The organism is Thermocrispum municipale DSM 44069, assembly GCF_000427825.1.
GTDB lineage: Bacteria > Actinomycetota > Actinomycetes > Mycobacteriales > Pseudonocardiaceae > Thermocrispum > Thermocrispum municipale.
Map to the genome: position 1 here is coordinate 1 of NZ_ATYT01000015.1, position 13,499 is coordinate 13,499.

A 13,499-nucleotide genomic window follows, 5' to 3' on the forward strand; every position below is an offset into this window, starting at 1 on the left:
CCCGACGACGCATCAACGTCCTGCACGCACTGCTGCGCACCCGCCAGCCCTACCAACCCGACTACCGGCGAAACACGGCTACCGCTGCTTGACAAACACATTAGGCAGCCACCTCCTCGCGTCGCGGCGAGCGAGCCCGCACCGCCCACGCGGAGGCCAGCGCCGTGCCCGCAACCAGCACACCGAAGGCCGTCAGCGTGATCGCATCGGGAGCCACGATCGACTGGCCGCGCAGGGCCTGCCAGGTGAACAGCACGCACAGCCCGAAGTAGGCGGCGGCGCCGATTCGCACCAGTCGCGCACGGACGATCTCGTCCCGCAGCGCAGGCCACCGGGCGGCCAGCACGCTCAGGGCAATCGCCAGCAGCGGCAACGCCTGCAGCGCGTGCAACCCGATGAAGTGCGCGATGCGCAGGTCGCCACCGGTCGTGCTCCAACCCAGCAGCGGCAACCCCGGACCGCCGTCCGCGACGCCCACCGAGTGCGCGCCGATCATCGGGCTGTGCCGGCCTGCCTGCATCCGCTCCAGCTGGTCCGCGGTCGGCGTAGCCATCAGGAACGCGACCGCCATGCCGTACAACGAGATGGCAGGGCCCAGCCGGATCGCTGCTCGTGACGCCGGGTCGGACACCGCGCTACGCGAGATCACCACGGTCAGTACCAGCGTCACGATCCACACGCCGGTGATCGCCGCACCCATCACCCGGAACACCCAGTTGTCGAACGGCGTCTCGTTGTTGAAGTGGCTCGCCCGACCGCGCACGACCTGCCCGACGATGGCCACCATCTCCACCAACAACAGCGCCACGACGATCCGCGAACCCCACCACTTCAGCCGCGGCGCGCGCGTGATCAGTGACGCCAGCCAGGCCCAGGTCAGCGCATACAGCGCGATCGAGATCGAGAACTTCAGCGGCTTCGTCCAGATCGGCTGGCCGCCGAGCATGCGCTCGTCCAGCAGCAGGCCGCCGATCGACACCACGGTCATGACGGTCATCAGCCCGGCCAGCGCCAGCATCGCGGTGTCCCAACCGCGAACGCTGTCCCGCCACCGGGGAAGGGAGGACGTGGGAGTCAAGGGGATCACCTCGAGAGTGGATAGCATTACTATCCATATTAGATAGCTACACTATCCATAAAGTCAAGTGAGAAACTGGGCGGCCGTGAGATGCGGGAGACGAGCAGGACGGCCCATCCGGGAAAGGAGCAGCCCATGCGCATGGCCGAGCTGAGCCGCGAGTCCGGCGTGCCGGTGGCCACGATCAAGTTCTATTTGCGCGAGGGTCTGCTCCCCGCCGGCGAACGAACCAGCCCCAACCAAGCCCGCTACAGCCGCGAGCACGTGCGCCGACTGCGGTTGATCCGCGCGCTGCTCGAAGTGGGCGGATTGTCGTTGGCACAAGTCACCGAGGTTCTTGACGCCGTGGACGCCGACGACCTCGATCAGCACAAGATCTTCGGCGTCGCCCAGGCGACCGTGACGCAGCCCGGCCTGGACCCGGACGACGACAGCGAGCACGCGCAGGCGGCGCGGGAGCGCGTGCACAAGCTGCTCGTCGACCACGATTGGCGCGTGCCGCCCGACTGGCCCCCGGTGAACGCGCTGGCCAGGGTGATCGCCACGATCCAGGAACTGGAGCCGGTCCTGCTGCAGCAGCTGGATGCCCGGGCCGAGCTCATCGGCAAGGTCGCCGATCTGGACGTCGAGCTGCTCGAAGGCAGGTCGCTGGAGCAGCAGGTGGAGATCGTCGTCGCGGGCACCGTGCTCGGCGACGCCCTGATGTCGGCCATGCGACGGGTCGCTCAGATCGATCGATCCGCGCGCAAGTTCACCCGACCAGACGATCACGACATGTGAATCGGGATTAGCGTCACACTGCGTCGGCGCGGCTGGGGCCTAGCATTGCTGGGTATGACGAGGGCGTCGGATCAGTCGAACGCAGAGCCAGCAACCCTGACCTTGGCCGCGGACTTCCCGGCACCGAGCCACCAGGAGTGGCAGGACCTGGTGGCCGGTGTGCTGCGCAAGAAGGGCCGCGAGCCCGGTGAGGTCCCGGAGCGAGCGCTGGAGTCGACGACGTACGACGGCATCACGATCAAGCCGCTCTACACGGCCGAGGACCTCGAGGGTCTGCCGCCGTCCGGCGTCCCGGGTCTGCCGCCGTACGTGCGCGGAGGCCGCGCGGAGGGCCGTGGCACCGGCTGGGACAACCGCCCCCTGCACACCGACCCGGACGTGGGCGTGACCAACGCGGCGATCCTGACCGATCTGGAGAACGGGGCGAGCAGCATCTGGTTGCGGGACCTGCCGCCCGCGCAACTGCCCGAGATCCTGCACGGCGTCTACGTCGAGATGGCACCCGTCGTCCTCGATGTCGGAGAGCGCTACGCCGAGGCTGCCGACGCCCTGCTCCAGTTGTTCGCCGAACGCAAGGTTCCCGACACCGAAGTCGTCGCGACCTTCGGCGCCGACCCGATCAGCCTGCGAGCGCGCACCGGTGAGCCGCACGACGTGGCGCCTGCCGCCGAGTTCGCCGCCCGCATCGCCGCCGCTCACCCGAAAGCGCGCAGCACGGTGGTTGACGCGACGCCGTACCACGAGGCAGGCGGTTCGGACGCCCAAGAGCTCGCCGCCGCCCTGGCCGCGGGCGTGGCCTACGTGCGCGCGTTCACCGAAGCGGGCCTGAGCCCCGAGCAGGCCGCCGCCCAGCTGGAATTCCGCTACGCGGCCACCGCCGACCAGTTCTTGACCATCGCCAAGCTGCGCGCCGCCCGTCGCCTGTGGGCGCGGGTCTGCGAAGTGTCCGGCGCTGCCGGTGTGCCGCAGGTGCAGCACGCCGTGACGTCGTCGGCGATGATCAGCAAGCGCGATCCGTGGGTGAACATGCTGCGCGGCACGGTGGCCTGCTTCGCCGCGGCGGTCGGTGGCGCGGACGCCATCACGGTGCAGCCGTTCGACGCCGCCATCGGCCTGCCGGACACGTTCAGCCGGCGCATCGCCCGCAACACCTCCTCGATCCTGGCCGAGGAATCCAAGCTGTCCGGGGTGATCGACCCCGCCGGCGGCTCGTGGTTCGTGGAGAAGCTCACCGACGACCTCGCCCGCGCCGCCTGGCGGGAGTTCCAGGAGCTGGAGTCGCTCGGCGGGATCGTCGCCGCGCTCGACAGCGGCGCCCTGGCCGAGCGGCTGGAAGCCACCTGGCAGGCCCGGGCGAAGAACCTGGCCACCCGCAAAGACCCGCTGACCGGCGTCTCCGAGTTCCCGAACCTGGACGAGCGCGCCATCGAGCGCAAGCCGCTGCCCGCGAGCCGCAGCGGGGGACTGCCGACCATCCGCTACGGGCAGGAGTTCGAACGGCTCCGCGACCGGGCGGAGGCCAACCCCGGTGGCCGTCCCAGGGTCTTCCTCGCGACGCTCGGCCCGATCGCGCAGCACACCGCGCGCGCCACGTTCGCGGCCAACCTGTTCGCGGCGGGTGGCATCGAGGCGGTCAATCCCGGTGCCACGGCGTCCACCGCCGACGTGGTGGCCGCCTACCTGTGCAGCCATACGTCGGTGGCCTGCCTGTGCGGTACCGATCTCGCCTACGAGGAACAAGCCGACGAGGTGGCGGCCGCCCTCCGCAAGGCGGGCGCCACGCGCGTGCTGTTGGCGGGCAAACCCAGCGACGCCTACACCGGTGTCGACGGCTTCATCTACGCCGGATGCAACGCGCTCGAGGTGCTGACCGCCACGCTCGAGCACCTGGAGGTGGCGTGAGCATGACGATCCCCGACTTCACCACCATCGACCTCGGGCAGTCCGAGCCCGCCGACCGCGATCAGTGGGCGGCCGCCGTGCAGGAGGCGACCGGCAAGGGTCCGGACGCACTGACCTGGGAGACACCAGAAGGCATCGAGATCAAGCCGCTCTACGACGCCTCGGACACCGAGGAACTGGACTTCCTCAACACCTACCCGGGCATCGCGCCGTACCTGCGCGGCCCGTACCCGACGATGTACGTCACCCAGCCGTGGACGATCCGCCAGTACGCCGGGTTCTCCACCGCCGAGGAGTCCAACGCGTTCTACCGGCGCAACCTGGCCGCAGGCCAGAAGGGTCTGAGTGTCGCGTTCGACCTGGCCACCCACCGTGGCTACGACTCCGACCACCCGCGCGTCGCCGGTGACGTCGGGATGGCGGGCGTGGCCATCGACTCCATCTACGACATGCGGCAGCTGTTCGACGGCATCCCGCTGGACAAGATGTCGGTGTCGATGACCATGAACGGCGCCGTGCTGCCGGTGATGGCGCTGTACGTGGTGGCGGCCGAAGAGCAGGGCGTCAAGCCCGAGCAGCTCACCGGGACCATTCAGAACGACATCCTCAAGGAGTTCATGGTCCGCAATACCTACATCTATCCGCCGCAGCCGTCGATGCGGATCATCTCCGACATCTTCGCCTACACCTCGCAGCACATGCCGCGGTTCAACTCGATCTCGATCAGCGGCTACCACATGCAGGAGGCCGGGGCGACCGCCGATCTGGAGCTGGCGTACACGCTGGCCGACGGCGTGGAGTACATCCGCGCGGGCCTGGACGCGGGGCTGGACATCGACAAGTTCGCACCGCGGCTGTCGTTCTTCTGGGCGATCGGCATGAACTTCTTCATGGAGGTCGCCAAGATGCGCGCGGCCCGGCTGCTGTGGGCCAAGCTGGTCAAACAGTTCGACCCGAAGTCGCCGAAGTCGCTGAGCCTGCGCACGCACTGCCAGACCTCCGGGTGGTCGCTGACCGCGCAGGACGTGTTCAACAACGTCATCCGCACCTGCGTGGAGGCCATGGCCGCGACCCAGGGCCACACGCAGTCGCTGCACACCAACGCGCTGGACGAGGCGCTGGCGCTGCCGACCGACTTCTCCGCCCGCATCGCTCGCAACACCCAGCTGCTGCTCCAGCAGGAGTCCGGCACGACCAGGGTGATCGACCCGTGGGGCGGCTCGGCGTTCGTCGAGCGGCTGACCTACGACCTGGCCCGCAAGGCGTGGGCGCACATCACCGAGGTCGAGCAGGCCGGCGGCATGGCCAAGGCCATCGACGCGGGCATCCCGAAGCTGCGCATCGAGGAAGCCGCCGCCCGCACGCAGGCGCGCATCGACTCCGGCCGCCAGCCGGTGATCGGCGTGAACAAGTACCGCGTCGACCAGGACGAGGAGATCGAGGTCCTCAAGGTCGACAACGCGGGCGTGCGCGCCCAGCAGCTGGCCAAGTTGGAGCGGCTGCGCGCCGAGCGTGACCAGGACGAAGTGGACCGGGCGCTGCACGCGCTGACCCGCGCGGCCGAGTCCGACGGCAACCTGCTGTCGCTGGCCATCGACGCGGCGCGGGCGAAGGCCACGGTGGGGGAGATCTCGGCGGCCCTGGAGAAGGCCTGGGGCAGGCACTCCGGCCAGATTCGTACCATCTCCGGTGTGTACCGGCACGAGGTCGGCGACGCGCCGAACGTGGGCGCGGCCCGCGAGAAGGTGGAGCAGTTCGCGGCCGAAGAGGGTCGTCGGCCCCGCATCCTGGTCGCCAAGATGGGCCAGGACGGTCACGACCGCGGGCAGAAGGTGATCGCCACCGCGTTCGCCGACATCGGCTTCGACGTGGACGTCGGCCCGCTGTTCTCCACGCCCGCCGAGGTGGCCCGCCAGGCCGTCGAGTCCGACGTGCACGTCGTCGGTGTCTCGTCGTTGGCGGCCGGCCACCTCACGCTGGTACCCGCACTGCGCGAGGAACTGACCAAGCTCGGCCGCGAGGACATCATGATCGTGGTGGGCGGCGTCATCCCGCCGCAGGATCATGACGCGCTGCGCGCGGCCGGTGCGGCGGCGATCTTCCCGCCCGGCACGGTGATCGCCGACGCCGCGGTGGACCTGCTCGAGCAGCTCACCGCGCAGCTGCACGCCGAGTGATCACGACGGGAGTGGGCTGAAGCTATGGCCGCGCGTCGCGCCATCGACGTCGCCGAGTACGCCAAGGGCGTGCGCGCCGGTGACCGGGGAATCCTGTCCCGGGCGATCACGCTGGTCGAGTCGGTCAAAGCCGAACACCGGCAGAAGGCGCACGAGCTGCTGCAGGAGCTGCTGCCGCATTCCGGCGGTGCGCACCGCGTCGGGATCAGTGGTGTGCCCGGTGTCGGCAAGTCCACGTTCATCGAGGCGCTCGGCACCAGGTTGACCGGCGACGGGCACAAGGTCGCGGTGCTGGCCGTCGATCCGTCGTCGACCCGCACCGGCGGCAGCATCCTGGGCGACAAGACGCGTATGGCCAAGCTGGCCAACGACCCGGACGCGTTCATCCGGCCGTCGCCGAACGCCGGCACGCTCGGTGGGGTGGCCCGGGCGACCCGTGAGTCCGTCGTGTTGATGGAAGCGGCCGGGTACGACGTCGTGCTGATCGAGACCGTGGGTGTCGGCCAGTCCGAGGTCACCGTGGCCAACATGGTCGACACGTTCCTGTTCTTGACCCTGGCCAGGACCGGGGACCAGCTGCAGGGCATCAAGCGCGGCATCCTCGAACTGGCCGACGTGATCGCGGTGAACAAGGCCGACGGCGAGCACGAGAAGGAGGCCCGCAAGGCCGCCCGCGAGCTGTCCGGCGCCATGCGCATGCTGTACGGCAAGGGCGCCAAGTGGACCCCGCCCGTGCTGACCTGCAGCGGTTTGACCGGCGCCGGGCTGGACACGGTGTGGGACAAGGTCGTCGAGCATCACACGCTGCTGCGCGAGTCCGGTGAACTGGACGCCAAGCGGGGCAGGCAGCAGGTCGACTGGACCTGGTCGATGGTGCGCGAACAGCTGCTGGCCCGGTTGACCGAACGCCCCGCGGTGCGCGCGGTGGCGGCCGAGGTCGAGGAGCTGGTACGGGCGGGTGAGATCACCGCGAGCCTCGCGGCGCAGCGCATCCTCGACGCCTTCGACGAGTAAGTTGTCACCCATGACGGTTAGCGGTGGTGACGCAGAGCAGCCGCCTCGGCCCGAGGAAGGCGCGGCCGACGAAACCGCAGGTGAGCAGCCTGCGCAGGGCGGCAAAGAGCTGGTGCCGGTCGGCCAGGCGCAAGGCGAACCACCCAAGCAGGAGGACAAGCGCGGCCTCAACAAGCTGCGCATAGCCGGGTACGCGCTGCTCGTCGTCGCGGTGCTCGCCGCGCTGGTGCCGATCCTGGGGCTGGCGTCGGATCAGCGGGAGGGCGACACGTCGGCCCAGCCGAAGCCGGCCGCCGAGCAGACCACCGCCTCGTCGGCGAAGAAGTCGGCCGAGAAATCCGCGGAGAAGCCGGCCAAGAAGCCGCGCACGAGCTCCTCGGCCGAGCGCACGAAGTCCAAGTCCAGCGCGTCGCGCACCCCGAGCAGGTCCGGGGCGGAATCGGCAGGGATAGGCCCGGTCATCGACCCGGAGACCACCGAGCGTGCGGAGTCGGAAGAGGCCAGGCGTAAACTGGTGGTCGGAGGCGTCGCCGTCGGCCTGCTGCTGATCGTGTTGTGGGGCCGGCGGGTGCGATCCGCCAAGAGCAAGCAGTAGCTCACCGCGGCCGCAATCGACGACCAACTACAGCGTGACCGAAATCCGGTCACCGCTTGTCGCAGGAACGCAACCGCCGGGCTCGGCGTCTCACCTGCAGGGACGTGGTCGGATCCCTTGTCCGGCAGGATTAGGCTCACCGCGAGTCTCGCAGTGAGTCGTTCATTGCCTGCGGCCCGTAGTTCTTGTTGGTACTTCTTGCGGCGGCGCACGTTCAGGAGTCCGACCAGCTTGGAGGTGAGTCATGACGACGACGTCCCCGCACTCGCGCTCGGCAGGCGGACGCCTGGAGCGCGTCGAGGCGGACGTCCTCAAGTCGGTGCCCGATGCCGGGCGCCGCGACAGTAGCCCCATCGGGGATCCCACCATCACCGACGCGCGCCTCGACGGGCTGATCACCCCGGACGGCGTCACCATGGCTGATGTGGAAGATCTCGGTGCGGGCCGCGGCCCCGACTGGCTCGACGGATGGCTCGAGCGACATGCGGCGGACATCGTCGCGTGGCGCCGCCACATTCACGCCAACCCCGAGCTGGCCCGGCGCGAGTACGGCACCACCGAGCTGGTGGTCCGGCACTTGCGCTCGCTCGGCCTGCAGCCGCAGGTGTTACCGCTGGGCACCGGGGTGGTCTGCGACATCGGCAGCGGCGACAAGTGCGTCGCGCTGCGCGCGGACATGGACGCGCTGCCGATCACCGAGGCCACCGGCCTGCCGTACTCGTCGTCCGTCGACGGTGTCGCGCACGCCTGCGGGCACGATGCGCACACCGCGATCCTGATGGCCGCCGGCTCCGCGTTGGCCGCCGCGCCTGAGCTGCCCGGCCGCGTACGTCTGGTCTTCCAGGCGGCCGAGGAGGTCATGCCCGGCGGAGCGCTGGACGCCATCGCGGCCGGTGTGCTGGACGGCGTGGACCGCATCTTCGGCCTGCACTGCGACCCGCGACTGCCGGTCGGCCAGGTCGGCGTCCGGGTCGGCGCCATCACGTCGGCGGCGGACCTGCTGGAGCTGCGCCTGACCTCTCCGGGCGGGCACACGTCCCGGCCGCACCTGACCGCGGACCTGGTGCACGCGCTGGGCACGGTCATCACGAACCTGCCCGCGGTGATCTCCCGCCGGGTGGACCCGCGGTCGGGCACGATCCTGGTCTGGGGCGCGGTGCACGCCGGGGAAGCGGCCAACGCCGTGCCGGAGGAAGGTGCCCTGCTCGGCACGCTGCGCACCGCGGACCACGACGTGTGGCTGAAGATGGAGTCGCTGGTCAACCCGGCCGTCGAGTCGCTGCTCGCGCCGACCGGTGTCGGGTTCACGCTGAACTACCGGCGGGGCGTGCCGCCCGTGGTGTGCGACGCGGAGAGCACCGCGTTCCTGTCGGCCGGTGTCGACGCCGCGCTGGGCGAGGACGGCTTGACCTCCACCGAGCAGTCCTCCGGCGGCGAGGACTTCGGTTGGTACCTGGAACACATCCCGGGCGCGTTCGCGCGGCTGGGCGTGTGGGACGGCAAGGGTCCGCAGCGTGATCTGCATCAGGGCACGTTCGTGCTCGACGAGCGGGCGCTGCTGACCGGCACCCGGGTGATGGTGCACACCGCCCTGTCGGCCCTGGCTGCCTGAGACCCACGACAAAGGCCGCCTCCGATCGCGGAGGCGGCCTTTCGTGTGTCTGGGACGTCCTTACGGGCCGATGCCGCTACACGGACGGGTCCGGAGGTCGTTGACGTAATCCGCGGGCGCTCCGGCCGCCTCAGCCGCGTCGGCGAGCACACCGAGGTAACGCGCGGACGGCAATCCGCCCTCGTAGGCGTCGAGCACGTAGAGCCAGGCCAGCACCGGGCCGTCCAGCGTCTGCACGCGGACCCGGATCTTGTTGTGCAGGCCGAGCTCGCCGCCCTCCCAGCTGTCCAGCTTGCGCTCGTCCGCGTCACAGACGTCGTAGAGCACCACGAACACGCGGGAGTCAGGGTCCGGCACGATGGTGGCCAGCGCACCCTCCCACCCGAGATCTTCGCCACCGAAGGTCAGACGCCATCCTTCGATCCACCCGGTCCCGGCCATCGGGGAATGGGGTGCGCGCTCCATCATCTGCGCGGGATCCATATTGGACCCGTACGCGGCGTAGAGAGGCACGCTCGAGATACTAACCTCCCAGGCGAGGCCGAGCGGTGAGGAGGCAACCTGGTGGCGACCATCGTGATCATGGGCGGAGGGCCCGCAGGCTACGAGGCCGCCTTGGTGGCCGCGCAGCTCGGGGCCGATGTCACCGTGGTCGAGAAGGACGGCCTCGGCGGTGCCTGCGTGCTGTACGACTGCGTGCCGTCCAAGACTTTCCTGGCGTCGTCCGGCGCGCGGGCCGGGTTGCACCGGATCGGGGAGCTGGGCATCGAGCTGGACACCAAGTCGGCGCGGGTGGACAACCGCACGGTGCACGGCCGGGTCAAGGGCCTGGCGCTGGCCCAGTCGGCGGACATCCGGGCGCGGCTGCAGCGCGAGGGCGTGCGGGTGATCACGGGCACCGCGCGGTTCTGCGACCCCGAGCCTGGCTTGGCCGAACACCACGTCGAGGTCACCGAGCCGTCCGGCAGCAAGCAGGTGTTGAAGGCGGACGTCGCGCTGATCGCCACCGGGTCGACCCCGCGGGTCCTGCCGGGTGCGGTGCCGGACGGAGAGCGGATCCTCGACTGGCGTCAGCTGTACGACCTGCCCGAGTTGCCGGAACACTTGATCGTGGTCGGCTCGGGGGTGACCGGCGCGGAGTTCGCCTCCGCCTACCTCGAACTCGGCGTGCACGTCACCGTGGTGTCCAGCCGCGATCGCATCCTGCCGCACGAGGACGCCGACGCCGCGGTGGTGCTGGAGGAGGTCTTCAACCAGCGCGGCGCCACCCTGGTCAAGCGGGCCAGGGCGGACCGGGTCGACCGCACCGAGGACGGCGTGCGAGTTCACCTGACCGACGGACGCACGATCGAAGGAAGTCACGCGCTGATGACCGTCGGCTCGGTGCCGAACACGTCCGACATCGGGTTGGAGACCGTCGGCCTGCGGCCCGACGAGCGCGGCTACATCACCGTCGACCGGGTCTCCCGGACCAGCGTCGCCGGCATCTACGCGGCGGGCGACTGCACCGGCCTGATGCAGCTGGCGTCGGTGGCGAGCATGCAGGGCCGCATCGCGATGTGGCACGCGCTCGGCGAGGGCGTCTCACCGATCAAGCTCAAGACGGTCGCGGCGAACGTGTTCACCCACCCGGAGATCGCCACGGTCGGTATCGGGCAGGCGGCGATCGACTCCGGCGAGGTGCCCGCCCGCACGATCATGCTGCCGCTGGCCACCAACGCCCGGGCGAAGATGGAGGGCTTGCGGCGCGGCTTCGTGAAGCTGTTCTGCCGGCCGGCGACCGGTGTGGTGATCGGTGGCGTGGTGGTCGCGCCGGGCGCGAGCGAACTGATCCTGCCGATCGCGCTGGCGGTGCAGAACCAGCTCACCGTGGAGTCGATCGCCACCACGTTCTCGGTGTACCCGTCGCTGTCCGGGTCGATCACCGAGGCGGGGCGCCGGCTGATGCGGCACGACGATTTGGACTAGGCCGGGCGTCGGCTGATGCGGCACTAGGCCAGCCGCAGCGAATCCACCACAGCGTCCAGGACGGAACGCTCGATCCCGGTGGCTTGCAGCCAGAACGACCGGCCCCCGTCCAGCTCGACGAAGATCACGGTGTAGTCGAACGACCGGCACTCGTTGGTGCACTCGGTGTACTTCAGCGGGAACCGGTGGCCTTGGCCGACCGGAGTCTCGACGGGCTCGGCGTCCGTCGGTAGTTGATCAGCGCCGTGCCACGCGGGGAAGCGACCGTTGAGCGCTTGCTCATCGGGACAGCCTGCGTCCGTCGTCGCCACGGTCAGCTGGGCGCGGTCGGCGTTGCTCGGGTTCTTGTACCAGGTGTGGCGGTCCGCCGGGCACCTGGCGCGTTCGTTCTCCCGCCGGCCGGAACCCAGCCACACGGGTACCTCGAGCGTGAGGGCGAGGGTGTCGAATTCGACGCTCACCTGCTCGGTGCGAGGCTCCGCCGGGTCGGGAGTCGGCGTTCCCTCCGCCTGGCATCCGGTCAGGAGCAACGCGGCCAGGACGGCCGCCACCAGCGCTCGTGTCATGTCCACTTCGACGATGCCGCGACCCGCCAGGTTTCCACGGGCTCATCCTGCCCGACGACGGTACCGTGAAGGCATGAACGCGACGGGATCCACCGCGCCCTCGGGGCGACTGGGAGTCGACGAGCGAGCACACAACTGGCGGCGGCTGGGCGACGAGGAATTCGACGTCCTGGTCATCGGCGGCGGCGTGGTCGGCGCGGGGACGGCGCTGGACGCGGCCACCAGGGGCCTGCGGGTGGCCTTGGTCGAGGCCAGGGATCTGGCCGCCGGGACGTCCAGCCGGTCGAGCAAGCTCTTCCACGGTGGCCTGCGCTACCTGGAGCAATTGGAGTTCGGGCTGGTCCGGGAGGCGTTGCGGGAGCGCGAGCTGATGCTCACCCGCCTCGCTCCGCACCTGGTCAAGCCGGTGTCGTTCCTGTACCCGCTCACGCACCGGGTATGGGAGCGGCCGTACACCGCGACCGGGTTGTTCCTCTACGACCGGATGGGCGGCGCCAAGTCCGTGCCCGGACAGAAGCACCTGACCAGGGCCGGCGCGCTGCGCATGGTGCCCGCGTTGAAGCGGGACAAGCTGGTCGGCGGGATCCGCTACTACGACGCGCAGGCGGACGACGCGCGGCACACGCTGACCGTGGCGCGGACGGCGGCGCAGTACGGCGCGGTCATCCGCACCTCGACCCAGGTGATCGATTTCCTGCACGAGTCGGACCGGGTGTCCGGGGTGCGCGTGCGGGACGTGGAGACCGGCGAGGAGCAGGACGTTCGCGCCGGTGTCGTGATCAACTGCGCGGGGGTGTGGACCGACGAGGTGCTGCACATCTCGGGCAGCCGGGGCCGCTTCCGGGTGCGGGCGTCCAAGGGCGTGCACATCGTGGTGCCGCGGGAGAAGATCGTGTCCGACTCCGGCGTCATCCTGCGCACCCAGACGTCGGTGCTGTTCATCATTCCGTGGCGCGGTCACTGGATCATCGGCACCACGGACACCGACTGGAACCTCGACCTGGCGCACCCGGCGGCGACCGCCAAGGACATCGCCTACCTGCTGGATCAGGTCAACGCGGTGTTGAACACCCCGTTGACCACCGACGACATCGAAGGCGTCTACGCCGGGCTGCGGCCGCTGCTGGCCGGCGAGTCGGAGGAGACGTCGAAGCTGTCCCGTGAGCACGCGGTCGCCCGCACGGCGCCGGGTCTGGTGGCCATCGCGGGCGGCAAGTACACGACGTATCGGGTCATGGCCGCAGACGCGGTGGATGCGGCCGCGCACGAGCTACCGATCCGCGTCCAGTCGTCGATCACCGACAAGGTGCCGCTGCTCGGCGCGGACGGCTACCACGCGCTGGTCAACCAGGCCGATCAGCTCGCGCTGCGGCACGGCCTGCACCCGTATCGGGCACGCCATCTGCTGGACCGCTACGGCTCCCTGATCTACGAGGTGCTCGACCTGGCCAAGGGCCGCCCGGACTTGCTGAAACCGATCGCGGAGGCGCCGGACTACCTGCGCGTCGAGGCGGTCTACGCGGCCACGCACGAAGGCGCGTTGCACCTGGAGGACGTGCTGGCGAGGCGGACGCGGATCTCGATCGAGTACCCGCACCGCGGCGTGGCGTGCGCGCAGGAGGTCGCCGAGCTCGTCGCGGACGTGCTCGGTTGGTCGGAGGAGACCATCAAGCGCGAGGTCGAGCTGTACAACGCGCGCGTGGCCGCCGAGCGGGCCGCACAGCAGCAGCCGGACGACGAGGCCGCGGACAAGCGCAGGCGCGAGGCCCCCGACGTGCGAGCCGGGGTCACCGCGTTGCAGGACTAG

General features: G+C 70.0%; 11 protein-coding genes. 8 read left to right on the forward strand and 3 right to left on the reverse strand.

Annotation, left to right across the window (positions count from 1 at the left end; translation table 11 throughout):
* Window positions 1-100: 100 nt before the first annotated feature.
* Window positions 101-1,078 carry a hypothetical protein gene (locus YWM_RS0113330; protein ID WP_245566033.1) on the reverse strand — a complete coding sequence of 326 codons (978 nt, stop codon included), beginning with the start codon at window positions 1,076-1,078 and terminating at the stop codon, window positions 101-103.
* A 135-nt stretch (window positions 1,079-1,213) separates the two neighbouring features.
* Here YWM_RS0113330 and YWM_RS0113335 point away from each other — a divergent pair, with 135 nt between their 5' ends.
* From YWM_RS0113335 to YWM_RS0113360, 6 genes are all read left to right on the forward strand, one after another.
* A complete protein-coding gene (locus YWM_RS0113335; protein ID WP_028851147.1) occupies window positions 1,214-1,858 on the forward strand; it encodes a MerR family transcriptional regulator in 645 nt (214 codons plus the stop codon).
* Window positions 1,859-1,912: 54 nt separating this feature from the next.
* Window positions 1,913-3,760, forward strand: a complete 1,848-nt coding sequence (locus tag YWM_RS0113340; protein WP_028851148.1) for a methylmalonyl-CoA mutase family protein — start codon at window positions 1,913-1,915, stop codon at window positions 3,758-3,760.
* Between the two features lie 2 nt (window positions 3,761-3,762).
* Window positions 3,763-5,937 (forward strand): methylmalonyl-CoA mutase, encoded by a 2,175-nt coding sequence (scpA, locus tag YWM_RS0113345; protein WP_028851149.1) that lies wholly within the window; start codon window positions 3,763-3,765, stop codon window positions 5,935-5,937.
* A 24-nt stretch (window positions 5,938-5,961) separates the two neighbouring features.
* A complete protein-coding gene (gene meaB, locus YWM_RS0113350; protein ID WP_028851150.1) occupies window positions 5,962-6,951 on the forward strand; it encodes a methylmalonyl Co-A mutase-associated GTPase MeaB in 990 nt (329 codons plus the stop codon).
* Window positions 6,952-6,961: 10 nt separating this feature from the next.
* Window positions 6,962-7,546 carry a hypothetical protein gene (locus YWM_RS26190; protein ID WP_052344873.1) on the forward strand — a complete coding sequence of 195 codons (585 nt, stop codon included), beginning with the start codon at window positions 6,962-6,964 and terminating at the stop codon, window positions 7,544-7,546.
* Between the two features lie 244 nt (window positions 7,547-7,790).
* Window positions 7,791-9,158 carry an amidohydrolase gene (locus tag YWM_RS0113360; protein WP_084612397.1) on the forward strand — a complete coding sequence of 456 codons (1,368 nt, stop codon included), beginning with the start codon at window positions 7,791-7,793 and terminating at the stop codon, window positions 9,156-9,158.
* A 60-nt stretch (window positions 9,159-9,218) separates the two neighbouring features.
* Here YWM_RS0113360 and YWM_RS0113365 read toward each other — a convergent pair whose 3' ends face one another.
* Window positions 9,219-9,671 (reverse strand): gamma-glutamylcyclotransferase family protein, encoded by a 453-nt coding sequence (locus YWM_RS0113365; RefSeq protein WP_028851152.1) that lies wholly within the window; start codon window positions 9,669-9,671, stop codon window positions 9,219-9,221.
* Window positions 9,672-9,722: 51 nt separating this feature from the next.
* Between YWM_RS0113365 and YWM_RS0113370 the strand changes: the two genes are divergently transcribed.
* A complete protein-coding gene (locus YWM_RS0113370) occupies window positions 9,723-11,126 on the forward strand; it encodes an NAD(P)H-quinone dehydrogenase (protein WP_028851153.1) in 1,404 nt (467 codons plus the stop codon).
* A 23-nt stretch (window positions 11,127-11,149) separates the two neighbouring features.
* On the opposite strand, the gene YWM_RS0113375 is transcribed toward YWM_RS0113370, so the two are convergent.
* Window positions 11,150-11,692, reverse strand: coding sequence for a hypothetical protein (locus YWM_RS0113375; protein ID WP_028851154.1), 543 nt, complete (start codon window positions 11,690-11,692; stop codon window positions 11,150-11,152).
* 73 nt (window positions 11,693-11,765) lie between these two features.
* On the opposite strand from YWM_RS0113375, the gene glpD reads away from it, so the two are divergent.
* Window positions 11,766-13,499, forward strand: a complete 1,734-nt coding sequence (glpD, locus tag YWM_RS0113380; protein ID WP_028851155.1) for a glycerol-3-phosphate dehydrogenase — start codon at window positions 11,766-11,768, stop codon at window positions 13,497-13,499.